Source organism: Lentzea sp. DG1S-22, from assembly GCF_036321065.1.
Classification (GTDB): Bacteria; Actinomycetota; Actinomycetes; order Mycobacteriales; family Pseudonocardiaceae; genus Lentzea; species Lentzea jiangxiensis.
In genome coordinates this window covers 113,255-137,176 of the sequence record NZ_CP143276.1, presented here as the reverse complement: position 1 = coordinate 137,176, position 23,922 = coordinate 113,255, and the positions used below count along the sequence as shown (strand labels likewise).

The window sequence follows — 23,922 nt, the reverse complement described above, 5'->3', positions numbered from 1 at the left end:
CATGACAGCGGAGAGGACCGAACCACTCGCCGCGGGCAGGCCCGCGGACGAGGTGCTCGCGTGGAGCCGGGGCCTCGTGCTGCCGGCTCTGCGCAAGGCCGTGGACCAGCTGCCGGCGTCGATGCGCACGATCGCGGAGTACCACCACGGGTGGCGCGACGAGTACGGCAACCCGGTGCTGGAGAACGGCGGCAAGGCGATCCGCCCCGCGCTGGTGCTGCTGGCAGCGGAGGCCGTCGGCGGTGCCACCGATGACGCCGTGCCCGCGGCCGTAGCGGTGGAGCTGATCCACAACTTCTCACTGCTGCACGACGACGTGATGGACGGCGACACGACCCGGCGCCACCGCGCCACGGCGTGGACCGTGTTCGGCGTCAGCGGGGCGATCCTGGCCGGGGACGCGCTGCAGGCACTGGCCGTGGACGTCCTCGCGGGATCGGGGCATCCGCGTGCCCTGGAGGCGGTCCGGACGCTGGGTGACGCGACCGTGGCGTTGCTCGACGGGCAGGCGTACGACCTGGACTTCGAGAGGCGGTCGGACGTCGCGGTGGCCGAGGTCGAGCGGATGGCGCGCGGCAAGACCGGCGCTCTGCTCGGCGCTTCCACGGCGTTGGGCGCGTTGTACGGCGACGGCACGGACCTCCAGGTCGAGGCGATGCGGGGCTTCGGCGCGGAGCTGGGCCTGGCGTTCCAGCACGTGGACGACCTGCTCGGCATCTGGGGCGACCCGGCGGTGACCGGCAAGGCCGTGCACTCGGACCTGGCGAACCGCAAGAAGTCACTGCCGGTCGTGCACGCGCTGACGGCCGGTACCGCCGCCTCCGCCGAGCTGGCCTCGTTGTACGCCGGCTCGCAGGAGATGGACCCGGAAACGCTTGCGCGGGCGGCGTCCCTGGTCGACGCGGCCGGTGGCCGGGCGTGGAGCCGGACGCAGGCCGACGAGCTGCACACGCGGGCACTGGTCCACCTCGGCGAGGCGTCGCCGACCGCGCGTGCGGCGGTGGAGCTCGGCACGCTCGCCCAGCTGGTCACCCACCGAGACCACTGAACCCTTCGTGAGAGGCGCTCGATGACGGAACACCCGCCGCGTTCGGTGCTGCTCGCCTCACCCCGGTCGTTCTGCGCCGGGGTGGAGCGGGCCATCGAGATCGTGGAACGACTTCTCGACCAGCGCGGCGGCCCCGTCTACGTGCGCAAGCAGATCGTGCACAACATCCACGTCGTGCGCTCTCTGGAGGCGCGGGGCGCCGTGTTCGTGGAAGAGCTGGCCGAGGTGCCTTTCGGTGCCACGGCGGTGTTCTCCGCGCACGGCGTCGCTCCCGCCGTGCGCGCGGAGGCCCGGTTGCGGGATCTCGAGGTGCTGGACGCGACGTGTCCGCTCGTCGCGAAGGTGCACTCGGAGGCGCGGCGGTTCGCTCAACGTGGCGACACCATCGTGCTGATCGGGCACGCGGGGCACGAGGAGGTCGAGGGCACCCTCGGCGAGGCAGCCGACCGGATGGTGCTGGTGGAGACCGTCGCCGACGTCGAGGCCCTGGAGATCACCGGGCCGGTGTCGTACCTGACGCAGACGACGCTGGCCGTGGACGAGACGGCCGAGGTGGTCGAGGCGCTGCGGCGGAAGTTCCCGCAGCTGCGCGGACCGGGCTCCGACGACATCTGCTACGCCACCACGAACCGGCAGATCGCCGTCCGGGAAGTGGCGGCGCGGTCCGACCTGGTGCTGGTGGTGGGGTCGAAGAACTCGTCGAACTCGGTGCGGATGGTCGAATTGGCCTCCCGCGGCGGCACCCCGGCGTACCTGGTCGACGACGCCTCGGAGATCGACCCGGCCTGGCTGACCGGCGTGACGTCGGTGGGCCTGTCCGCGGGGGCGTCGGCGCCTCCCGAGCTCGTGGACGAGGTGGTCCGGGCGCTGGAGGCGCTGGGAACGGTGACGGTGTCGACGCACACGACGGCGACCGAGACGATCGCCTTCACGCTGCCCCTGGCGGTGCGCCGTGCTGGCTGACATCACCTCGCCCGCGGACGTCCGGGCGCTTTCGTCCTCCGAACTGCTCGACCTGGCTTCGGAGATCCGCTCGTTCCTGATCTCGAAGGTGCACAGGACCGGCGGTCACCTCGGGCCCAACCTCGGTGCCGTCGAGCTGACCATCGCCGTGCACCGCGTCTTCTCCTCGCCCGTCGACGTCGTGCTGTTCGACACCGGGCACCAGTCGTACGTGCACAAGATGCTGACGGGCCGGTGTTCGGACTTCGACTCGTTGCGGCAGGCCGGGGGCATGTCCGGTTACCCGTCCGCGGCCGAGTCGGCGCACGACGTCGTCGAGAACTCGCACGCCTCCACCGCACTGTCCTATGCGGACGGTCTGGCCAAGGCGTTCGAGCTCGCCGGCGCCGACCGCCGGGTCGTCGCGATCGTCGGCGATGGAGCGCTGACCGGCGGGATGTGCTGGGAGGCGCTGAACAACATCGGCGGTTCCACTCGCCCGGTCGTGGTGCTGCTGAACGACAACGGCCGCTCGTACGACCCGACGGCCGGTGGTTTCGCGGCGTCGTTGCTGAACGGCTCGGCGCGCGGGCTGTTCGAGGCGCTCGGCCTCGCGTACATCGGCGAGGTCGACGGCCACGACGTGCACGCCGTCGAGAACGCGTTGTGGGAGGCCAAAGCGCTCGGCCGCCCCGTCGTCGTGCACTGCAAGACCGTGAAGGGCAAGGGTTACGAGGCCGCGGAGACCGACGAGGCCGACCGCATGCACGCCGTCGGGGCCTCCGGCGCCGCGGGCGGCAGGACGTGGACCGACGCGTTCTCCGAGGAGATCGTCGCCATCGGTGCCGAACGTCCGGACGTCGTCTGCCTGACCGCCGCGATGCTGGAACCGGTGGGGCTGCGGCCGTTCTCGGAACGCTTCCCCGAGCGGGTCTTCGACGTCGGGATCGCCGAGCAGCACGCCGTGACGTCCGCCGCCGGCATGGCGATGGGTGGCCTGCACCCGGTGGTCGCCGTCTACGCGACGTTCCTGTCCCGCGCCTTCGACCAGCTGCTGATGGACGTGGCCCTGCACCGGCTGCCGGTGACGTTCGTGCTGGACCGCGCCGGCGTGACGGGTCCGGACGGTGCCTCGCACCACGGCATGTGGGACGCCTCCGTCCTGCCCGTGGTGCCGGGTCTGAGGCTGGCCGCCCCGCGCGACCCGGCGTCGCTGGCGTCCCTGCTGCGCGAGGCGGTGCGGGTGTCGGACGGGCCGTCGGTGGTGCGTTATCCCAAGGCGGCCGCGGGTGCGGACATCCCCGCGGTGCGCCGGGTGAGCCACTTCGACGTGCTGCGCGAGGTGCCCGACGCCGAGGTGCTGCTGGTCGCCGTGGGGCCGATGGCCGGTCCGTGCCTGGCGGCGGCGGAGGAGCTGGAGGCGCACGACGTCCGCGTGAGCGTGGTCGACCCGCGCTGGACCGCTCCCCTGGACCCGCACCTGGTCAAGTACAGCGGCCAGCACCGCCTGGTGCTCGCCGTGGAGGACACGACGTCGACCGGTGCCCTGGGCGCACGCCTGGGTCAGGCGCTGGCCGGGTCCGCGGCGTGCGTGGCGACTTTCGCCCTGCCGCCGCGCTTCCTGCCGCACGACTCCAGGGCCCGCATCCTGCGCGCCCACGGCCTGGACGCCGCCGGCATCACGACGAGCGTGCTGAAGCGCCTCGGCGTGAAGTGACGCACCAGCCGATCGCGAACGACAACGCGATCGCCCCCGCCCCCACCACCGGCGCCTTCACCTCGGCGGGGAGGTCCAGCGGACGCAGACCGGTCGCCAGCGTCAGCAGAACCGGTCCCTGCACCACGAACGCGACGTAGGCGGACCGCGCCAGCCCCTCGGCGAAGGGCCCCTGGCGCGCCAGCCTGCGCTGCGCGAGCCCGATGAGCCACAAGCTCCCGGCCACCACGAGAACCCCCTCGACCAGTGCGAGCGTCGCGGCCTGCCAGGTGAATCCGCCGAGGAACGGCCCCGCGCTCCTCGCGAGGTCCAGCACCCCGAGGAACGCCGCCGCGACCGGGAGGACGGCGATCGTGCCGACGACGACGTTCCGCGTCATCCGGTAGAGCTCGTCCGGCACCCGTTCGGCGAGCCTGCGCCCACTGATCGCCCCGAGCAGCACCATTCCCAGGCACTGCGGCCACCACCACAGGTGCAGATCGCCGACCTGCCCGCTGCGCGCCGGGAACACCAGCCGCGTCAGGAACGTCGCCCCCGCCACCACCACCGCCATGCCCACCACGGTTCGCGCGGTGATGGAGCGCTCCCTGATCGGCGGCGCCAACGCGATCCCGGTGCTGAAGAGAGCCAGGACCCCCACGAACCACAGCGACCCGCTGTCCAGGAACGGATCGCGGTTCGTGAACGCCTGCCACCACGACACGTCCCGCCCGGCCCCGGTGTGGGCGATCCACACGAACGTCGGCCACACCACCAGGGCGCTGACCACCCACGGCACACCGAGCCTGACCAGCCGGTCGGCGATGAACCGCTGCCGCCCTTTGCGCTCGATCGAGCCGGGCGTGAAGATGCCGGCCATGAAGTAGAAGGTCCCCATGAAGAACAACCCGGAGGGCCCGATCACCGCGGCCAGCGCCGTTTCGACACCGGGGTGGAACGTGACCTCGTTGACCTCGTCGTAGGGCCACCCACCGATCGCGGCGTAGCCCAGCAGCGCGTGACCGCCGATGACCCACGCCACCAGGACCACCTTCAAGTTGTCCACTGCGGACAATCTCATGCTCTCGATGGTCCGCTCCGGGGAGCGTCCACACCAGCACCCGTGGGTGGTCGGGGGCTGTTCCCCGGCGGTTCGGGCGTGCGCGACGGCCGCCGAAGCCTGCTCCCGCGCCCCGGGCCGGTCCACGCTCACTGCCAGTCCCCGCGCGGCCGGCCTCACCCCAGCGCAACCCGCCGGTTCGGGCGTGCGCGACGGGCGCCGAAGCCTCCTCCCGCACCCCGGACCGGTCCACGCTCACTTCCGTCCCCGGCCTCACTCCGCCGGTTCGGGCGTGCGCGACGGCCGCCGAAGCCTCCTCCCGCGCCCCGCGCCGGTCCACGCTCACTGCCGGTCCCCGCGCGGCCGGCCTCACCCCGCCGCGCCCGGCGACCTACGGCCGGTCCCCCGTGTAGACACCCAGCGTCCGGAACCTCAGACCGGGCTCCCGGTACTCCTCCATCGCGTGAGCGATCCACCCCACGATCCGCGCGATCGCGAAGATCGCCTCCCCCGCGTCCGGCGGCATCTTGAACATCAGCGCGAACTGGGCGAGCGCCAGGTCGACGTTCGGGAACGTCCCCCTCTGGGTCGCGATCACCTTGTCCACCACCAGGTCGCCCTCACCGCGCAGCAACGCGAGCAGGTGGTCGGCGCGCGGGTCGCGGGAGCGGTAGACGGCGTGGCCGAAGCCCGGGATGGGCTGGCCGGAGCGCAGCTGTTCGGCGACGGCGCCCATCGGGTCGGACTCCGCCTGCCGCAGGAAGCGGTACGCGATCGTCGTGGCGGCGCCGTGCTTCTGGCCCTCCATGGCGCCCATTCCGGCGGACACGACGGCGTAGGGGTTGGCGTGGGCGGAGGCGGCGACCCTGGCGGCCATGGTCGAGATGGCCAGGTCGTGGTCGGCCAGCAGGATCAGGGCGGCGTTGAGCAGGTCCGGCCTCGCGGGCTCGGGTGAGAGGCGCGCCCACAGGCGTTCGGCGATGTCGGTGCCCTGAGGCCGTCCGACGAGCGGCAGCGACTCCACGACGTCGGCGATCAGGGACTGGGCCGTGGTGACGGCCCTGTCCAGGTCGTAGCGGAGGGGGTCGCCGACGCTGGCGAGGGCGATGGCCACGCGGACGCGGTCGGTCAGGGTGGCGCTCTCCGGGAGGGCCATCCAGATCTCCTGGCCCTCGGGGAACTGCACCCCTGCGGAGTCGATCTCGGTCCACAGCCAGTACGCCACGTCCTCGAAGCGCTTGGTGCTCGACAGACCGGGGACGGAGCGGCCGCGGTAGTGGAGCTGGTCGTTCTCCAGCAACGAGATGCGCGTGCGGATGCAATCCGTCACAGAAGACGCCGCTCCGCGGGCCCCGGTGCGGCGCGCCAGTGCCTCCACCTGGGCGACGTCGAACATGCTCGCGCGGTTGACCTTCGTGCTGGTCAGGAGGCCACGGCTGACGTACGAGTAGACCGTCGCCGGTTTCACGCCCAGGCGGCGGGCGGTTTGCGTCGTCGTCAGCATTGATTCCATCAACGTTGACTGTACAACACGGCTTGACGGAGCCTGTTGTCCATGTTGATTGATGCACCCAAAGGGTTGAAGGACGTCGTCGTCACCACGACCCTGATCGGGGACGTGAACGGTGCCGCGGGCTACTACCACTACCGCGAGCACGACGCGATCGAGCTGGCCAGGACGCGGTCGTTCGAGGACGTGTGGTTCCTCTTCGCCGAGGGCAGGCTGCCGGACGAGACCGAGGCGGCGGAGTTCGCCCGCCGCACCGCCGAGCTGCGCGAGCTACCGGACGCGATCCGCGAGGTGCTGCCGTCTGTCGCGAAGTCCGGCTGCACGGCACTGGCGGGGCTCAGGACCGCGTTGTCGATGCTGCCGAGCCGGCCGATGTGGGACGCGCCGATGAGCGACAGGAAGGCCGACGCGCTCAAGGTCAGCGCGATGACGCCGACGATCCTGGCCGCACTGCACCGCCTCCAGCACGGACTTGATCCCGTCGGCCCCAGGGTTGATTTGTCCACCTCGTCCAACTGGCTTTACATGTTGACTGGACACGAGCCGTCGACGTGGACGAGCCGTGCGGTCGAGCAGTACTTGATCGCCACGATCGACCACGGCTTCAACGCGTCCACCTTCACCGCACGCGTGGTCGCCTCGGCGGGCGCGGACGTCGTGTCGGCGGTGACGGCGGCGATCGGCACGTTCTCCGGTCCCCTGCACGGCGGCGCGCCGGACCGCGCGCTGGAGGCCCTCGACCTCATCGGGTCGCCGGACAACATCGACGCCTGGGTGCGGCAGCGCATCGAGCAGGGCGACCGCATCATGGGTTTCGGCCACGCCGTCTACCGCACGGAGGACCCGCGGGCGCGCCTGCTGAGGGAGATCGCCCTGGAGGAGCCGACCCCGCTCACGACCTTCGCCGTCACCGTCGAGCGCAGGGTCACGGAACTGCTGGCCGAGCTCAAGCCCGGACGGCAGCTGTACGCGAACGTGGAGTTCTACGCCGGAGTGGTGATGGAGCAGTGCGGCATCCCGCGCGAGATGTTCACGCCGACGTTCGCGTGCAGCCGGGTCATCGGGTGGTGCGCCAACGCGCTCGAGCAGAGCGAGGACACGAAGATCATCCGCCCGGCCGCCCGCTACACCGGCCCGGCACCCCGAATCGGGTCGCCTACCGGGTGACACGACGGCGCTGCGTCGACCGGGCGGCACGCCACCGAGCGATCCGCCTTGCAGCTAAGACATCGTCAGGCGAAACGCCAGCAAGGCCAGCGAACGCCCGGCCAGCCAACCACCCGGCCAGCGAGCCACTCATCAAGCGCCCACCGATCAGGTGAGGTACCGCAGTTCGTCGCGAACGCGGACGCGGTCGCGGTCGTGGACGTCGGTCGAGCCCGCCAGGCCGGCGGTGCGGTCGCGGTGCCGGTCGAGCCAGACGGAGAGGGCTGCCACTGCGAGGACGATCACTGCAAGAGTCATGTCTAGAATTTTGCGACCAGCAATATCCCGCCAACAGTGGCAGATCTGACGCCCCGCGCTAATATCCTGCCATGCTGCGATCGGTGGCGGTTCCCCTCATCGACGGCGTCGCGCCGTTCGAGTTCGGCCTGCTCTGCGAGGTGTTCGGCGTCGACCGGACCGAGGAGGGCGTGCCGCTGGTCGACTTCCGGGTGTGCGGGGAGATCCCGAACGTGCCGGTGGCCACGAGCGTCCGAGGCGTGAGCATCACGCCGGCGCACGGGTTCGACGCGCTGCAGAGCGTCGACCTCGTCGCGCTGCCCGCCGCGCGGGTCCGGGACGAGTACCCGGAGAAGCTGGTGAAGGCGCTGCGGGAGACCGGTGCGACGCTGCTCAGCGTGTGCAGCGGGGCGTTCATCCTCGGCGCGGCCGGGCTGCTCGACGACCGGCGCTGCACGACGCACTGGCACGAGGCGCGGCAGTTCCAGGAGCGCTTCCCGAAGGCCCAGATGGACCCGGACGTGCTGTTCGTCGACGACGGCGACATCATCACGAGCGCCGGCACGGCCGCCGGCATCGACGCCTGCCTGCACCTGGTGCGGCGGGAGCTGGGGACGAAGGTCGCCAACACCATCGCGCGCCGGATGGTCGTGGCGCCGCAGCGCGACGGCGGTCAGCGGCAGTTCGTGGAGCTGCCGATCCCCGACTGCAGCGCGGACAGCCTCGAACCGGTGCTCGAGCACGTGCTGGAGACGATCGCGGACAACCACACGGTGGCCTCGATGGCGAAGCTCGCCGTCATGTCCGAGCGGACGTTCGCGCGCAGGTTCGTCGCGGAGACCGGCACGACGCCGAACAAGTGGCTGTCACTGCAACGGGTGCTCCACGCGCGCAGGCTGCTCGAGGAGACCGACCTGGACGTCGACCTGGTCGCGACCCGGTCAGGCTTCGGGACAGCCGCCCTGCTGCGGCACCACTTCCACCGCGTCGTCGGCGTCGCACCCAGCGACTACCGCCGCACATTCGCCTGTCGTTAGGCGCGCGAAGATCTTCTCCGAGATCTCCCGCAACGCCTCCACCTCGGCGGGCGTGATCTGGTCGAACACCAGTTTCTGCACCATCTCGGCGTGCGAGGGCGCCGCCGCCTCGATCGCGGACCTGCCGAGGTCCGTCAGCACGACGAACGACCCGCGCCCGTCGCTGCCACAGCTCTCCCTGCGCACCAGGCCGCGCTTCTCCATCCTTGCGACGTGATGCGAGATGCGGCTCTTCTCCCAGTGCAACGACCGTGCGAGCTCCAACACGCGTACACGTTCGTCAGGCGTGTCGGTGAGCTGCACCAGCACGGCGAAGTCAGCCATCGAGATGTCCGAGTCGGCTGACATCTGCCTGCTCAAGTGCGCATTGAGCTCCCCCTGCATGCGGACGTAGGCACGCCACGCCCGCTGCTGCTCAGGTTCCAACCATCGTGTCACTCGTTCAGCATACGGGAATAGTTGACACATCATCCAGGTTCGTGCAAAGTGGATGACACTTCAACCAAATCGAACTACCGAAGGACTGACCACCATGACCACCGCCACCAACCTCTCCGAACTGACCGGCGACTACGTCATCGACGCCTCGCACTCCCGCATCGGTTTCGTCGCGCGCCACGCGATGGTCACCAAGGTTCGTGGTGCGTTCAACGAGTTCGACGGCAAGATCAAGATCGACGGTGACAAGCCGGAGAACACCACCGCCGAGGTGACCGTCAAGGTCGCCACGATCGACACGCGCAACGCCCAGCGCGACGGTCACCTGACCACCAACGACTTCCTCGACGTCGAGACCTACCCGGAGATCAAGTTCGTCTCGACCTCCGCGAAGCAGATCGACGACGACAACTTCGAGATCACCGGTGACCTGACCATCAAGGACGTCACCAAGAGCATCACCATCCCCTTCGCCTTCGAGGGTGTGGCCGTCGACCCGTTCGGCAACACCCGCGTGGGCTTCGAGGGCTCGCACACCATCAACCGCAAGGACTACGGCGTCACGTGGAACGCGGCGCTCGAGACCGGCGGCGTGCTGGTGAGCGAGAAGGTCGTCCTCGAGTTCGAGATCTCGGCGATCAAGCAGGGCTGACCGGAACCGGTCACACCGCGGAGGTCCGGGCGCTTTCCCAGCGACCCGGACTTCCGCGTTTCCAGCGGTCCCGAACGACGCCCGATCGGGCTAGTGCGGCGAGTGCCGTCAGGCCCCTCGCGCCCGTGTCCTTGGGCTACCGTGACCTCCATGGCGACGCGTGTGTTCCTCGTCGACGACCACGAGATCGTCCGCCGCGGCATCGCGGACCTGCTCGGTGAGGAGTCCGATCTCGACGTGGTCGGTGACGCGGCCTCGGTCGCGGAGGCCCTGGCCAAGCTGCCGGGCGCCGGCGCCGACGTGGCCGTGCTCGACATCAGGCTGCCCGACGGCAACGGCATCGAGCTGTGCCGCGAGCTGCGCAGCCGCCTCCCCGGTCTGCAGTGCCTGATGCTGACGAGCTTCGCGGACGACGAGGCCCTGTTCGACGCGATCATGGCGGGCGCGTCCGGGTTCGTGCTCAAGCAGATCCTGGGCGCCGACCTGGTCAACGCCGTCCGGACCGTAGCGGCGGGACAGTCCCTTCTGGACGCCCGCACGACGTCGGCGCTGCTCAACCGCATTCGCCGTGAACGCGAGGAGGGCGACCCGCTGCGCATGCTCAGCGAGCAGGAGCGCACGGTGCTCGACCTGATCGGCGAGGGTCTCACGAACCGCCAGATCGCCGAGCGCATGTTCCTCGCGGAGAAGACGGTCAAGAACTACGTCTCGCACCTGCTGGCGAAGCTCGGCATGCAGCGCCGCACGCAGGCGGCCGTGTTCGCCTCGCAGTTCCGCAAGGACGGCGAGAAGCCCCGCTAACCCAGCGGGACGCGCCAGACCACGCGGGCGCCGCCTCCGTCGGCGGGGCGCACCTGCAGCGATCCGCCGAACTTCGACGCGCGGTGGGCCAGGTTGCGCAGCCCGCTGCGCGCGGCGTCGGCCTTGATGCCCACCCCGTTGTCCTGCACCGTGATCACGACGTCGTCCCCGGCGTCGATCAGCACCGTCAGCTCGGTCGCGGACGCGTGCCGGACGCAGTTCGTCACGGCCTCGCGCACGACGGCCTCGACGTGCTCGGCGAGCTCGGGCGGCACCGAGTTGTCGACGGTGCCGGACATCCGCACCGCGGGCGAGAGGTGCGTGTCCTCGGTCAGGCCGGCGACGAGGTCGAGCAGGCGGCGCCGCAGCGAGGTGTTGTCCGCCGAGTGCAGGTCGAAGATGGACGTGCGGATCTCGCGCACGGTCTCGTCGAGCTGTTCGACGGCGGTCTGCAGCCGGGCGGCGACGTCCGGGTCGGCGATGCGGCGCATGGTCGCCTGCAGCGTCAGGCCTGTCACGAACAGCCGCTGGATGACGTGGTCGTGCAGGTCTCGGGCGATGCGGTCGCGGTCCTCCAGCACGTCGAGCAACCGCTGGGAGCGCTGCTGCTCGGCGAACTCCAGCGCGACCGCCGCCTGGTCCGCGAACGACGCCAGCACCGGCACCTGGTCGGGCAGGAAGCGCGACTCACCGCCGCGGCGCAGCACCACGAGCGCGCCCGTGACGACCGGACCCGACCGCAGCGGGACGGCCAGCGCCGGGCCGAACGCCGTGCCCAGGTCGTCGACCAGCAGCGGGACGCCGGAGCGGACCACCTCGTCCACGGCGTGGTCGGCGGCGTCGAAGTCGTCGACCTCCACGCCCGCGCTCGCCGCCACCGACAGCGGTACGTGCCCGCCGTCGCCCAGCACGACCAGGGCGGAGTCGGCGCCCGCCAGCTCGACGGTGCGTTGGGTGATCAAGCGCAGCGCGTACTCGCCGGATGCGCCCCCGAGCAGCTCCGAGTTGATCTCGCCGATCGCCTCCAGCCACCGTTCGCGCATGCGGGAGCGTTCGAACAGGCGGGCGTTCTCGATCGCGATGCCGGCGGCTGCCGCGAGGGCCTGCAGCACCGCCTCGTCGTCGGCGGTGAACTCGGCGGCGTCGATCTTCTCGGTCATGTAGAGGTTGCCGAACACCTCGTCGCGCACGCGCACGGGCACGCCCAGGAAGCTGTGCATCGGCGGGTGGTTCGGTGGGAAGCCGACCGACATCTCGTGCTGGGACAGGTCGTGCAGCCGCAGCGGCGTCGGGTCCTTGATGAGCAGCCCGAGCAGGCCCTTGCCCTCCGGGAGGTGCCCCATCCTGCTCCGCGTGACCTCGTCCACGCCGACGTGCAGGAACTCGGACAGGTCGTCGCGGGTGCCGAGCACGCCGAGGGCGCCGTAGCGGGCGCCCACCAGGTCGACGGCGGCCTGGACGATGCGCAGCAGGGTCGACTGGAGCTCCAGGCCGGACGCGACGGCGAGCACGGCGCCGAGGAGCTCCTGCACGTGGTCGCGGGTGGTGACGATCTCGTCCATGCGGTCCCGCACCTCGGCGAGCAGCTCGTCGAGGTCTCGGCGGCTGTGCGCGTCGGACACGATGACAAGATTCGCACACTTCCGGTGTAACAGGTCCTCGCAAGAAAGGACCTTCGACCGTGTCCGGTTCGTCGCCCCCGCCGGACAGTGGGCACATGACGATCGCCCTGCCCGGCTCGCTCGGACTGGCCGGTGAGGCCGTGCGCGGCGTCCTGGCGCTCGCGAGGGCCTCGGTGTCCGGGGTGCGGTTCGAGGTGCGCCCCGACCAGATCGAGCTCCACACCCCGGGACCGCACAACCGGGAGGCGCGCCTCGCGTGCGGTGTCGCGCTGCTCAACGTCCGGCTGGCGCTGCAGGCGCACGGCATCCGGCCACTGGTGACGCTGCTGCCGGGCCCGAGCGCCGGTGACGCGGCGGCGGCCGTGCGGCTCGGCGGGTACCGGGAACCCGGCCCGGACGTGCTGGCGCTGCTGCACGCGTTGCGCTCGGCCCGTCGGACGTGGACGACGTTCCCCGAGCCGGCCTCCTGGCGCGGCCTGCTGTCGCGCGCGGCCGAGGTGGAGCGGGCGTGGCTGCACGTGCGCACCGGCGTCGAGCTGGTCCTGTGCACGTTCAACCAGGGCGCCGCCGCGGAGATCCGCGCCGGCCAGGCGGTGCAGCGCGTCGTGCTGACCGCGGCGACGGCCGGTTTCGCCGTCTCCCCCGCGCTCGACCCCGCGAGCCCGTCCGCCTTGCGCGCGGACCTCCGCCCGTGCCTCGGCAACACGCTGGTGCCGCAGGTGGTCATGCGGCTGGGCGCGGGCTAGCCGTCCACATCGGACCGGCGGCTAGCGCGACAGCACCGCCTTCCACAGCAGCCGGGCGAGCTCCGGGTGGCAGATGTCGTTGTGCGCGCCCGCGATCCCGTCGATGCGGCGGATCACCGACGTGCAGTCGACGTTGTGCACCTGGCCCCTGACCAGCTCGCCGGGCGAACCGATCGTGTGGCCGTGCGCGTACGTGCCCTGCACGCCGTGCGAGCCGATGGCGCCGTACTTCGGGTACGAGTCGAGGTCGACCTGGCGGCCCGAACGCGCGGCCAGCGGGTAGAACCGGCCGATGGCGTGGTCGTGGGCGGACGTCGTGACGATGATCGGGCCGGGCACGCGGCCGAGCACGCCGCGGAAGTAGCCGGAGCCGGGTTCGCCGGGCAGCCGTTCCGCGAACGACCACAGCGACATCGCCCCCTGCACCAGGGTGAGCGTCGCGGCCGGCACGACGTTCGCCATCGCCGTGGCGGTGATGCAGCCGAAGCTGTGGCCCATCAGGTGGATGCGCGCGTCCGGGGCGGCCTGCGCGACCTCGCGGGCGATCCGAGCGGCCCCGCTCTCACCGAACACCTTGGCGCGCCGCTTCATCTTCCAGAACGTCAGGATCCGCAGCGGTGACAGGATCCCGCCCAGCGCCGGGTCCTCCAGGCACGCCCGGTAGAGCTGCTCGGCGTCGAACGCCATCCCGTCCTCGCCCGGCAGGTCCGGCACGGAGCTCTCCAGGTAGTCGTACGCCTGCTTGACGGCGGCCGACATCCGGCACGGGTGCTGCCGCGCCGCTTGCACGATCGTGCGCACCGCGGCCGTCCGCCCGGCACCGCCGCCGAGCCGCTGCGCCTGCGCCTTGATGAACTCGTCGGACCGGGTGTCCTCGTCGCCCCAGGCCTTCGACGGCCAGTGCAGGCCGACGAGCAGGGACTTGAAGCCGCCCGGGAGCCGGTGCGCCGCATCGCGTTCGGCGCGGCAGCCGGCCATCGTCGCGACCCACTGCCCGTACTGGTGACGGGCGGCCGGCACGTCGCCGTTCCACCCGTGGATGAAGAAGAAGACGTCGGTGACACCGCGGCGGGCGTCGTACAGGACGTCCGCGCTGTCGCGCCCCCGCTCGTTGCCGGTCTCGTCGAAGCAGACGAGGTGATAGCCGATGTCGTGACCTGGCACGGATTCTCGGGACATCGCGGATCACCACCACACACAAAACGCGCCCAACTGTTGTCCGTTTCATCGGAACGAACGCGGCTCACGTGTAGGCCCGGCGATCAGGAAAACCCGTTCGGACCAGGGGATTCACTCCGATTGCGCCGGTAGTGTCTCGCGGCGCGCACCCGGTTGCCGCACGAGGGCGAGCACCATTCCCGGCGCGGGTGGTCCTTCACGAAGTACAGCACGCAGCCCGGCGCATAACAGGCGCGCAACAGCAGCCGGGACTCACCGGTGAACAGCTCCACGGCCTCCGCGGCGATCGACGCGCGCTCCCTGTCCGCGGGCGAGCCTTCACTTTCGTTGTGGCGCAACAACTCTCCGTCGCGCACAGCGAGCTGCGGCCACTTGCGCGCGCTCCGCGCCGCACGGTTGACCTCGGCCACGGCCCGCTCCAGGTCACGATCCTGCGCGACCGCACGCGTGTCCTCGGTGAGCACGCCCGCGAGGTCCCGCAACGCCTGCCGCAGCGCGCGGAACGCCTCCAGGTCGGCCCGGTCCACCGGCACGCCCAGGAAGTCGCGAAGCCCACCGGCAGTCGTCAGGTCGTCGTGCACCTGCGACCGGCTGGCCCAGATGGTGTTCATCAGCAGGACCGGACGGGGCTCGTCGGGCGTCAGCACGCCTAACGGTAACACAGGCTTGCATCCGTTAGCCGCTCGCTCTAACGTTCAGAACGTCGCTCAACCGTTGGAAGGACCGCTCGTGGCACTTCTGCCCCCGTTCGACGCGGAGACCGCCCGCCTGAAGGTGCGGGCTGCCCAGGACGCCTGGAACACGAGGGACCCGGTGCGCGTCGCCGGCGCCTACACACCGGACTCCGCGTGGCGCAACAGGTCCGAATTCCTCCGCGGCACCGGCGAGATCGTCGCGTTCCTGACGAGGAAGTGGGAGCGCGAGCACGAGTACGTGCTGCGCAAGTCGCTGTGGGCGTTCGACGACAACCGCATCGCCGTGCGCTTCCAGTACGAGTGGCACGACGACGAGGGCCGCTGGTGGCGCAGCTACGGCAACGAGAACTGGGAGTTCGCCGCCTCCGGCCTGATGGCGCGGCGCGAGGCGAGCATCAACGACGTGCGGATCGCCTTCGAGGACAGGCGGATCGATCCCGCGTCGACCTACGAGATCCCGGCGGAGTGACCGCGATGCACGTCGAAGCCCTGTGGCGCTATCCCGTGAAGTCGCTGGGCGGCGAACCGCTCGAGTCGGCGGAGTTCACGCCCGACGGCGTGGCGGGCGACCGCTTGGTGCACGTGCAGGGCCCGCGCGGCGTGCTGACCGGCCGCACCCGTTACGGCCTGCTCACGATCCCGGCCTCCACCGGCCCCGGCGGACCTCTGGTCGACGGCCACCCGTGGGACAGCCGGCAGGCCCACGAGCGGGTGCTGCCGTTCGGCGGCAGGCTCACCCGCTACACCGGCCCGGAGCGCTTCGACGTGCTCAACGTCCTGGTGGCGACGGACGGCCAGGTCGCGGCCGCGGGGGTCGACGTGCGGAGGCTGCGACCCAACATCCTGATCGGCGGCGTCGAGGCGGGCGAGGAGGACTCGTGGGCGGGGCACGCCCTGGTGGTGGGTGACGTGGTGATCGGGATGTACCGGAAGCGGGCGCGGTGCGTCGTGACGACGATCGACCCGGACACCGGGGCACAGGACCTGGACGTGCACCGGCGGATCCGGCGGGAGTTCGGCGGGGTGCTGTGCCTGGACAGCTGGGTGGTGCGGGCGGGCGTGGTGAACGTCGGTGACCCGGTGGAGGTGGTGCCGACCGACGAGCTTCCCGAGCGTGTCGGCGGGTGGATCGTCGGCCGGCCCTACGCGGTTTGGAAGTGGACGTCGGCCGTGTGCCCCGAAGCCACCTGCTCGGTCGCGCAGCCGGCAGGTTCAACAGCAATGGCGCCCGTCAACAGCTGTTGACGGGCGCCATTGCTCTTCGGTCCGCCTAGATGTTGCGGCGGTACTGCCCACCCACCTCGAAGAACGCCTCCGTGATCTGCCCCAGCGTGCACACGCGAGCCGCGTCCATCAGCACCGCGAACACGTTCTCGTTCGTGTGCGCCACCTCGCGCAGCCGGGCGAGCGCCTTCTGGGCCTCGTCGCGGTGCGCCGCCTGGTAGGCGCGGGTGCGCTGGACCTGCGACTCCTTCTCCTCCTCGGTGGCGCGGGCGAGCTCGATCTTCACGACCTCGCGCTCGCCGCCCTCGGGCAGGAAGGTGTTGACGCCGATCAGCGGCAGGGAGCCGTCGTGCTTGCGCTGTTCGTAGAGCATCGACTCGTCCTGGATGCGGCCGCGCTGGTAGCCGGTCTCCATCGCGCCGAGCACGCCGCCGCGTTCGGAGATGCGGTCGAACTCCATCAGCACGGCCTCTTCGACGAGGTCGGTCAGCTCGTCGATGACGAACGAGCCCTGCAGCGGGTTCTCGTTCGCGGAGAGGCCCCACTCCTTGTTGATGATCATCTGGATGGCCATCGCGCGGCGGACGGACGACTCCGTGGGCGTGGTGATCGCCTCGTCGTAGGCGTTGGTGTGCAGGGAGTTGCAGTTGTCGTACAGCGCGCAGAGCGCCTGCAGCGTGGTGCGGATGTCGTTGAAGTCCATCTCCTGCGCGTGCAGCGAACGGCCGGACGTCTGCACGTGGTACTTGAACTTCTGCGAACGTTCCGCGGCGCCGTAGCGGTCGCGCATGGCCACGGCCCAGATGCGGCGCGCCACGCGGCCGATGACGCTGTACTCGGCGTCCATGCCGTTGGAGAAGAAGAACGACAGGTTCGGCGCGAAGTCGTCGATGTTCATGCCGCGCGCCAGGTACGACTCGACGTAGGTGAAGCCGTTGGCGAGCGTGAAGGCGAGCTGGCTGATGGGGTTCGCCCCGGCCTCGGCGATGTGGTAGCCCGAGATCGACACCGAGTAGAAGTTGCGCACCTGCTGCTGGATGAACCACTCCTGGATGTCCGCCATCATGCGCAGCGAGAACTCCGTGGAGAAGATGCAGGTGTTCTGGCCCTGGTCCTCCTTGAGGATGTCGGCCTGCACGGTGCCGCGGACGTTGGCCAGCGCGAACGCGCGCAGCTCCTCGTACTCCTCGGCGGAGGGGTCGCGGCCTTCGGAGGCCTTGAACTTGTCGACCTGCTGGTCGATCACCGTGTTCAGGAAGTACGCGAGGATCGTCGGCGCCGGGCCGTTGATCGTCATCGACACGGACGTCGTCGGCGCCACGAGGTCGAAGCCGTCGTAGAGCGCCTTCATGTCGTCGAGCGACGCGATGGAGACGCCGGAGGTGCCGATCTTGCCGTAGACGTCCGGCGGGGTGTCGGGGTCGCGGCCGTAGAGCGTCACCGAGTCGAACGCGGTCGACAGGCGCGTCGCCGGGTTGCCCTGCGACAGGTACTTGAAGCGGCGGTTGGTGCGGAACGCGTCGCCCTCGCCCGCGAACATGCGCGCCGGGTCCTCGCCCTCGCGCTTGAACGGGAAGACCCCCGCGGTGAACGGGAAGAAGCCCGGCAGGTTCTCCTTGCGCAGGAACCGCAGCAGCGAGCCCTCGTCGTCGTACCGGGGCAGGCTCACCCGGCGGACCTGGTTGCCCGACAACGTCTCCCGCGTGAGCCGGGTGCGGATCTCCTTGTCGCGGACCTTGAACACGAGCTCGTCGCCGGAGTACTGCTCGACCGTCGCGGGCCACGCCCGGAGCAGGTCGGTGGTGTCGCGGTCGACCCTGCGCTCCGCGTCGGAGGCCAGGTCCGCGATGTCCGCGACGCCCTTGCCCGCGGCCTCCAGCGCCTTCTGCGCCGCCGTGAGCTGGGTGTGCGCGCGGATCGCGGCGACCTGCTCCTCGGTCTTGCGGTGGTAGTTGCGCACGGTGTCGGAGATGTCGGACAGGTACCGCGCACGGGAAGCCGGCACGACGGTGGACGCCGAGGTCGACGTCTTGCCGGAAACGGTGGCCAGCGCGCCTTCTTCCACGCTCAGGCCGTGTTCCACGAGTCCGTCGCGCAGGAACTGGTACAGCGCGGTCACACCGTCGTCGTTGAACGTCGCGGCGGACGTGCCGAAGACCGGCATGTCCTCCCACTTCGCGCCGAACGCCTCGCGGTTGCGCACCATCTGCCGCGCCACGTCGCGCCGTGCGTCCTCGGCACCGCGGCGCTCGAACTTGTTGATCGCCACGGCGTCCGCGTAGTCGAGCATGTCGATCTTCTCGAGCTGCGACGCGGCACCGAACTCCGGCGTCATCACGTACAGCGAGAAGTCGACGAACGGCACGATGGCCGCGTCACCCTGACCGATACCGGGCGTCTCGACGATGACGAGGTCCGCACCGGACGCCTTGCACGCCACGATGGCCTGCTCCAAGCCGTCCGGGATCTCGCTGCCCGCACGGCGAGTGGCCAGCGAACGGAAGAACACGCGGTCGCCGTCGAGGCAGTTCATGCGGATGCGGTCGCCGAGGAGCGCGCCACCACCACGGCGACGCGTCGGGTCGACGGCGAGCACGGCGATGCGCAGCTTGTCCTGCTGGTCGAGCCGGAAGCGGCGCACCAGCTCGTCGGTGAGCGACGACTTGCCCGAGCCACCGGTGCCCGTGATGCCCAGCACCGGCACCTTGCGCGTGGTCTCCAACGGCTGCGCGGTACCGGCCTCGATGTGCGTGATCGCGCGCGCCAGGGCCTCGTCGGCCCCCGTCAGCAGCGCGTCGTGGCTGAACGGCGCGGTGAGCGCGTGGTCGCACTCCTCGATCATCAGGTTGATCATCCGCGCGAGGCCGAGCGTCTGCCCGTCCTGCGGCGAGAAGATCCGCGCGACCCCCCGCGAGTGCAGCAGCTCGATCTCCTCGGGAACGATGACGCCGCCACCGCCGCCGTAGACCCGGATGTGCCCGGCGCCGCGCTCGCCCAGCAGCTCGACGAGGTACGAGAAGTACTCGACGTGCCCGCCCTGGTACGCGCTGATGGCGATGCCCTGCGCGTCCTCCTGGATCGCCGCGTTCACGACCTCCGCCACCGACCGGTTGTGGCCGAGGTGGATGACCTCCGCACCCTGCGACTGCAGGATGCGGCGCATGATGTTGATCGCCGCGTCGTGGCCGTCGAAGAGGCTCGACGCGGTCACGAAGCGCACCGGGTTGACCGGCTTGTGCAACGCGGGCGCGGGGGACGTCCCAGAAGACGGCATCGTCATGAGAATAGTTTGACTTCCTACTATTGGACGTGCAACCAGGGGTGGTCCACGTCTCTGTATCGAGCAGGAGACGCCATCTTCGCGCCGGTGGCCACAGGTTCGCTCGCGGAAGACTTCGCGCAGGTGGCGACCGCGCTGAGGTTCGACGGGCACGATCGGCGGCCGTTCCCCGCCGGACGACGTGGTCCCGGCACAGGCACGGCCTAACGCGCCGCGGCACCCCACTCGTGCGCGAGCGCGGCCGCCTCGCCGCGCGACCCGACACCCAGCTTCTCCAGGATCTTCGCCACGTGGAACTTCACCGTGGACTCGCTGATGTGCAGGTTCCCGGCGATCTCGCGGTTGCGCCGGCCGCGGGCGAGCTGCCCCAGCACCTCGAGCTCCCGCGCGCCCAGCACGGTCAGCGGGTCCTCGCGCGGAGTCTCCGGCGGGCCGAGCGGCACCTCGATCGTCACGGTCGTGCCCCAGCCGGGGACGGCGTCGACCTCGACCACGCCGCCGAGCGGCCCGAGCCGTTCCGGAACCCGGCGCAGGTCCAGGCTGCCGCACGACAACGTGCCGGGGCCGTCGTCGCGCACGGTCGCCCTCAGCACGGCTCCGGCGATCTTCCAGCCGAGGTGGACGCGGTGCACGCCCCGCTGGTCGTCGAGCATCGCGTGCACGCTCGAGCGGACCACCGCGGCGGCCGTGGCGGCGATGTCGCTCGGCAGGACGCGGTCCGCGCCCTCCTCCGCACCGGGCGTGCCCAGGTCCAGCCGGACGTCCCGGCCGCGCAGCGCGCGGCGCAGCGACTCGGCGAGCCGTTCGAAGGCGTCGCCCGCGCGTTCCTCCGTCTGCGCCCGGTCGAGGTCCGCGCGCGCCCGGAGTTCGACGAGCGCGCTCACCGCGAGGTCGGTGGCACGCGAGCGGGCGGTCGCGTCCGTGACGTCGCGGTCGCGCAGCACGCCCAGCAACGCCGTCAACGACGCCCCGTAGGCGTCGCCCAGGTCGGAGATCGCCACGGCACGCGCCGCCGCGGCCGCCCGTGAGACGGCGATCGTCGCGGGCACGGCCTCGTTGCGCAGGCCCTCCATGTGCGCGGTCACGACGTCCCACAGCGCGTTGGCGGAAGCCAGGACCTCCCGCGGAACCGGGGAGTCCTCCGTGCGCAGGAGCACCAGCAGCGCGTTCGGCTCGGAGAAGGCGCTGACGAGCACCACCACCGGGACCTCGGCGCCCGCCAGGAGCGCCCGTCCCTGCCAGGCGCCCCCGTCGCCGACCGGCGACCGCAGCGCGGCGAGGTCGGCGATCGTGACGGACGGCCCCGGCGACTCGCCGCGGAACTTGAACGGCGCGAACGAGCAGTTCGACAGCTCGGCGATCGCGCGGTGGGGAATCGCCTGCTCCACCGCCGCCGACAGGTGCACCAGCGTCTCGCTCTGCGGTGCCTGGATCACCCGAGCGGCCGTCACCAGGTCCATGAACCGAGCGTAGCTCTCACCGTCAGGTGGCCGACTGGCCGTTCGGACAGGTGGTGCTAGCCGAAGTACCGGCGCGCGAGAACGATCACAGGCCCAAGGCTGGTGTACCAACCACACGGCGACCACACCGGAGACAGAGATGAAGGCGATCACCTACACCACGTTCGGCGGCCCGGAGGTCCTGGGCCTGGACGAGGTCGAGGAGCCGCACGCGGGACCGGGTGAGATCCGGCTGAAGGTCGTGGCGGCGGCCGTCAACCCGCTCGACCACAAGATCCGCAACGGCTGGATGCCGCCCATGACTCCCCCGTTCCCCGTCACGCCCGGCCTGGAGGCCGCCGGTGTGGTGGACGAGGTCGGCGAGGGCGTCACCGGGGTCTCGGTGGGCGACGAGGTCCTCGGCTTCACCACCACCGGCGCCTACGCCGAGCACGCGCTGGCCACCGACTACGCGCCGAAGCCCGCCGGACTCGACTGGGACGTCGCCGCCGCGCTGCCCGTGGCCGTGGAGACCGCGGTCCGCGTGCTCGACCTCCTCGCGGTCGCGGAGGGCGACACGCTGCTCCTCAACGGCGCCGCGGGGGTCGTGGGCGCCGTCGCGGTACAGCTCGCGGTGGCCCGCGGCGCCACCGTCGTCGGCACCGCCTCGGCCGGCAACCACGACTACCTGCGGTCGCTCGGCGCCACGCCGGTCGCCTACGGGGGCGGGCTGGCCGACCGGGTCCGCGCCGCCGCACCGCAAGGCGTCGACGCCGTGTTCGACGCGGCCGGTCACGACCTGGACGTGCTGGTCGAGGTGCGCGGCGCCACGGACCGCGTCGTCACGATCGTCGATCCCGGCGACGCGGCCCGGCTGGGCGTCGAGTTCTCCGGCGGCGGTGCCCCGTTCGGCCCGCGGCTGCGCGAGTACGCCCAGCTCGTGGCCGACGGCGAGCTCGCGGTGCGCGTCGCGCGGAGCTTCCCGCTGGCCGACGCGGCCGAGGCTCAGGAACTGGTCGCGACCGGGCACGCCGCGGGCAAGGTCGTGCTGCGCCCGTCGGAGTGAGGTTCCCGGCTCGCCTGGGCGGGCACGGCCGGCGCGCACCTGCCGGTCGTGACCTGCCTGGCGAGCCCCGCCAGCTCGTCCGCCGCCCCCGCCCTGGGACCGCACCGCTCCAGGTGCTCCAGCGCGCGGGCGAGCAGCAGCCCGGCCTGCTGCTCGCACCACCTGCGCCCGCCCTCGACGGTGATCTTCGCGTTGATCGCCGCCACGACCGGGAGCGTCCGGCGGTCGTCGCGGACGGCGAGGACGTCGTCCACGTGCTTGCGCGCGAGGCCGAGGTCGTCGCCGAACTGCCTGAGGTGGCCCGCCTGGCGCGCGTTCGCCCCGGCGGCCAGCGCGCCGAGCTCGCACGCGGCGGCCGTGAGCGAGCTGTGCTTCGCCGCCGCCACGCCGAGGTGCCGGGACATGTCGGCCTCGTCCTCCTCGGCCATCCCGATCTCCTGGACGTAACCGTCCACAACGGACATCAGCGCGATGTTGAGGATCATCACCCCGGTGCTGCCGAGCCGTCCGCACGCGAGGGACAGCAGCGCGTCGGCCGCCGAGACGACCCTGTCCGCACCGAACTCCACCCGAGCACCCGTGTGCGCCATCAGGTCCGCGTGCAGCTGCTCGTGCAGGTGCGCGAACTCCATCGCGAGGGCGACCGGCGCCACGTCCGCGTCACCGAACGCCTCCGCGCAGAGCAGCACGAGCGCCGCCGTCGAGAAGTCCTGCCGGGACAGGCCGGACTCGACCACTTCGCGTGTTTCGCCGGGGAGCTCCGCCAGCGCGGCCGCCAGCAGCGGCCCGACGGTGGCACGCGCCCGCTCCAGCGCGGTCCTCGGCGGCGCGACCGCCTCGATGCTCGTCATCCGCGTTCCTCTCAGACACCGGAATCCCGACGCTAAACCCGCTGGTCAGATGCTGGAGGCGGGTTTCCACCGTCGTGTCTGATCCGGGCACGATCCGGCGAGGCGGACTAGGTTGATGTTGAACGGATCGTGGCTGCCATCACCCGACCGTGATCACCGTTTCCTGAGGGGCTGACCATGCGCTACACCAAGCTCGCCGGCATGGACGTGTCCGAGATCTGCCTCGGCATGATGAGCTACGGGGACCCGGCTCGGGGCGGCCACCCGTGGTCGCTGCCGGAGGAGGAGTCCCGGCCGTTCATCAAGGCGGCGATCGAGGCCGGCATCAACTTCTTCGACACCGCGAACGTCTACTCCGCGGGCTCTTCGGAGGAGATCACCGGCCGCGCGCTGAGGGACTTCGCGCGCCGCGACGAGATCGTCCTCGCCACCAAGGTCAACGGGCGCATGCACGACGGCCGGAACGGCGCCGGGCTGTCCCGCAAGGCCATCTTCGCCGAGATCGACAACTCGCTTCGCCGCCTCGGCACGGACTACGTCGACCTCTACCAGATCCACCGCTTCGACAAGACCGTGCCGCTGGAGGAGACGCTCGAGGCGCTGCACGACGTCGTGAAGTCCGGCAAGGCGCGCTACATCGGTGCGTCGTCCATGTACGCGTGGCAGTTCGCGAAGGCGTTGTTCACGCAACGGCAGAACGGCTGGACGCGGTTCGTGTCGATGCAGAACCACTACAACCTCATCTACCGCGAGGAAGAGCGCGAGATGCTGCCGTTGTGCGCGGACCAGGGCGTCGCGGTGATCCCGTGGAGCCCTCTCGCGCGCGGTCGCCTGGTCCGCGACTGGGACGCCACGACCGCGCGCACCGAGACCGACGAGTTCGGCGCCACGCTCTACACCGACTCGGACCGCGCGACCGTCGAGCAGGTGGCGGCGGTGGCCGAGGCGCGCGGCGTGTCCCGGGCCCAGGTCGCGCTGGCGTGGTTGCTGCGCAACCCCGTCGTCACGGCGCCGATCGTCGGCGTCACGAAGCCGGCGCAGCTCGACGACGCGGTGGGGGCGCTGGACTTCGAGCTGACCGACGCCGAGGTGCTGCTGCTGGAAGGCTCCTACGAGCCGCACCGGATCGCCGGGCACGCCTGAGTACGTGGGGAGGGGTCACACCGCGGGAAACGCGGTGTGACCCCTCCACG

General features: G+C 71.0%; 22 protein-coding genes. 12 read left to right on the top strand and 10 right to left on the bottom strand.

What is annotated here, in order from left to right; genetic code table 11:
- The first annotated feature begins 1 nt into the window (after position 1).
- Genes V1227_RS00680 through V1227_RS00670 form a run of 3 tightly spaced genes read left to right on the top strand, consistent with a single transcriptional unit; the run spans position 2 to position 3,707 of the window.
- Entirely contained in the window at positions 2-1,048 is a 1,047-nt protein-coding gene (locus V1227_RS00680) for a family 2 encapsulin nanocompartment cargo protein polyprenyl transferase (RefSeq protein WP_329790435.1), read from the top strand.
- Between the two features lie 21 nt (positions 1,049-1,069).
- On the top strand, positions 1,070-2,011 hold the full coding sequence (gene ispH, locus V1227_RS00675) for a 4-hydroxy-3-methylbut-2-enyl diphosphate reductase (RefSeq protein ID WP_329790434.1): 942 nt from the start codon (positions 1,070-1,072) through the stop codon (positions 2,009-2,011).
- A complete protein-coding gene (locus V1227_RS00670) occupies positions 2,001-3,707 on the top strand; it encodes a 1-deoxy-D-xylulose-5-phosphate synthase (protein ID WP_329790433.1) in 1,707 nt (568 codons plus the stop codon). The genes ispH and V1227_RS00670 overlap by 11 nt, the downstream gene beginning before the upstream one ends.
- Here the strand turns inward: V1227_RS00670 and V1227_RS00665 are convergent.
- Entirely contained in the window at positions 3,670-4,767 is a 1,098-nt protein-coding gene (locus tag V1227_RS00665; RefSeq protein ID WP_329790432.1) for an acyltransferase family protein, read from the bottom strand. The two genes, V1227_RS00670 and V1227_RS00665, sit on opposite strands and share 38 nt — an antisense overlap.
- 370 nt (positions 4,768-5,137) lie before the next feature.
- A complete protein-coding gene (locus V1227_RS00660; protein ID WP_329790431.1) occupies positions 5,138-6,259 on the bottom strand; it encodes a citrate synthase in 1,122 nt (373 codons plus the stop codon).
- A 42-nt stretch (positions 6,260-6,301) separates the two neighbouring features.
- Here V1227_RS00660 and V1227_RS00655 point away from each other — a divergent pair, with 42 nt between their 5' ends.
- The gene (locus V1227_RS00655; RefSeq protein ID WP_329790430.1) at positions 6,302-7,423 is read left to right on the top strand and encodes a citrate/2-methylcitrate synthase; all 1,122 of its coding nucleotides are present in this window, start codon (positions 6,302-6,304) and stop codon (positions 7,421-7,423) included.
- 147 nt (positions 7,424-7,570) lie between these two features.
- Here the strand turns inward: V1227_RS00655 and V1227_RS00650 are convergent, their stop codons facing one another.
- Positions 7,571-7,720 (bottom strand): hypothetical protein, encoded by a 150-nt coding sequence (locus V1227_RS00650; protein WP_329790429.1) that lies wholly within the window; start codon positions 7,718-7,720, stop codon positions 7,571-7,573.
- A gap of 71 nt (positions 7,721-7,791) precedes the next feature.
- On the opposite strand from V1227_RS00650, the gene V1227_RS00645 reads away from it, so the two are divergent.
- Complete coding sequence (locus tag V1227_RS00645; RefSeq protein WP_329790428.1) at positions 7,792-8,736, top strand: helix-turn-helix domain-containing protein; 945 nt, start codon at positions 7,792-7,794, stop codon at positions 8,734-8,736.
- Here the strand turns inward: V1227_RS00645 and V1227_RS00640 are convergent.
- Entirely contained in the window at positions 8,641-9,174 is a 534-nt protein-coding gene (locus V1227_RS00640; protein WP_329790427.1) for a MarR family winged helix-turn-helix transcriptional regulator, read from the bottom strand. The two genes, V1227_RS00645 and V1227_RS00640, sit on opposite strands and share 96 nt — an antisense overlap.
- A gap of 94 nt (positions 9,175-9,268) precedes the next feature.
- On the opposite strand from V1227_RS00640, the gene V1227_RS00635 reads away from it, so the two are divergent.
- Together V1227_RS00635 and V1227_RS00630 are read left to right on the top strand one after the other, a co-directional pair.
- The gene (locus tag V1227_RS00635; protein WP_329790426.1) at positions 9,269-9,826 is read left to right on the top strand and encodes a YceI family protein; all 558 of its coding nucleotides are present in this window, start codon (positions 9,269-9,271) and stop codon (positions 9,824-9,826) included.
- Between the two features lie 150 nt (positions 9,827-9,976).
- Complete coding sequence (locus V1227_RS00630) at positions 9,977-10,627, top strand: response regulator transcription factor (protein ID WP_236222537.1); 651 nt, start codon at positions 9,977-9,979, stop codon at positions 10,625-10,627.
- Here V1227_RS00630 and V1227_RS00625 read toward each other — a convergent pair.
- The gene (locus V1227_RS00625) at positions 10,624-12,189 is read right to left on the bottom strand and encodes a sensor histidine kinase (protein ID WP_329793931.1); all 1,566 of its coding nucleotides are present in this window, start codon (positions 12,187-12,189) and stop codon (positions 10,624-10,626) included. The genes V1227_RS00630 and V1227_RS00625 overlap by 4 nt on opposite strands.
- Positions 12,190-12,344: 155 nt before the next feature.
- Between V1227_RS00625 and V1227_RS00620 the strand changes: the two genes are divergently transcribed.
- Positions 12,345-12,995 carry a hypothetical protein gene (locus V1227_RS00620; protein WP_329790425.1) on the top strand — a complete coding sequence of 217 codons (651 nt, stop codon included), beginning with the start codon at positions 12,345-12,347 and terminating at the stop codon, positions 12,993-12,995.
- Positions 12,996-13,016: 21 nt separating this feature from the next.
- On the opposite strand, the gene V1227_RS00615 is transcribed toward V1227_RS00620, so the two are convergent.
- Positions 13,017-14,174: a hypothetical protein gene (locus V1227_RS00615; protein ID WP_329790424.1), complete on the bottom strand. Its 1,158-nt coding sequence runs from the start codon at positions 14,172-14,174 to the stop codon at positions 13,017-13,019.
- An 83-nt stretch (positions 14,175-14,257) separates the two neighbouring features.
- Positions 14,258-14,785 carry a CGNR zinc finger domain-containing protein gene (locus V1227_RS00610; protein WP_329790423.1) on the bottom strand — a complete coding sequence of 176 codons (528 nt, stop codon included), beginning with the start codon at positions 14,783-14,785 and terminating at the stop codon, positions 14,258-14,260.
- 118 nt (positions 14,786-14,903) lie between these two features.
- Between V1227_RS00610 and V1227_RS00605 the strand changes: the two genes are divergently transcribed.
- A complete protein-coding gene (locus V1227_RS00605) occupies positions 14,904-15,338 on the top strand; it encodes a nuclear transport factor 2 family protein (protein WP_329790422.1) in 435 nt (144 codons plus the stop codon).
- 5 nt (positions 15,339-15,343) lie between these two features.
- Entirely contained in the window at positions 15,344-16,114 is a 771-nt protein-coding gene (locus tag V1227_RS00600) for an MOSC domain-containing protein (RefSeq protein ID WP_329790421.1), read from the top strand.
- Between the two features lie 25 nt (positions 16,115-16,139).
- Here V1227_RS00600 and icmF read toward each other — a convergent pair whose 3' ends face one another.
- Positions 16,140-19,367, bottom strand: coding sequence for a fused isobutyryl-CoA mutase/GTPase IcmF (icmF, locus tag V1227_RS00595; protein WP_329790420.1), 3,228 nt, complete (start codon positions 19,365-19,367; stop codon positions 16,140-16,142).
- A gap of 209 nt (positions 19,368-19,576) precedes the next feature.
- Positions 19,577-20,833, bottom strand: coding sequence for a helix-turn-helix transcriptional regulator (locus tag V1227_RS00590; protein WP_329790419.1), 1,257 nt, complete (start codon positions 20,831-20,833; stop codon positions 19,577-19,579).
- Positions 20,834-20,972: 139 nt separating this feature from the next.
- Here V1227_RS00590 and V1227_RS00585 point away from each other — a divergent pair, with 139 nt between their 5' ends.
- Positions 20,973-21,878 (top strand): NADP-dependent oxidoreductase, encoded by a 906-nt coding sequence (locus V1227_RS00585; RefSeq protein ID WP_329790418.1) that lies wholly within the window; start codon positions 20,973-20,975, stop codon positions 21,876-21,878.
- On the opposite strand, the gene V1227_RS00580 is transcribed toward V1227_RS00585, so the two are convergent.
- A complete protein-coding gene (locus V1227_RS00580; protein WP_329790417.1) occupies positions 21,818-22,729 on the bottom strand; it encodes a polyprenyl synthetase family protein in 912 nt (303 codons plus the stop codon). The two genes, V1227_RS00585 and V1227_RS00580, sit on opposite strands and share 61 nt — an antisense overlap.
- Positions 22,730-22,906: 177 nt before the next feature.
- Here V1227_RS00580 and V1227_RS00575 point away from each other — a divergent pair, with 177 nt between their 5' ends.
- The gene (locus V1227_RS00575) at positions 22,907-23,872 is read left to right on the top strand and encodes an aldo/keto reductase (protein ID WP_236218877.1); all 966 of its coding nucleotides are present in this window, start codon (positions 22,907-22,909) and stop codon (positions 23,870-23,872) included.
- Positions 23,873-23,922 lie beyond the last annotated feature (50 nt).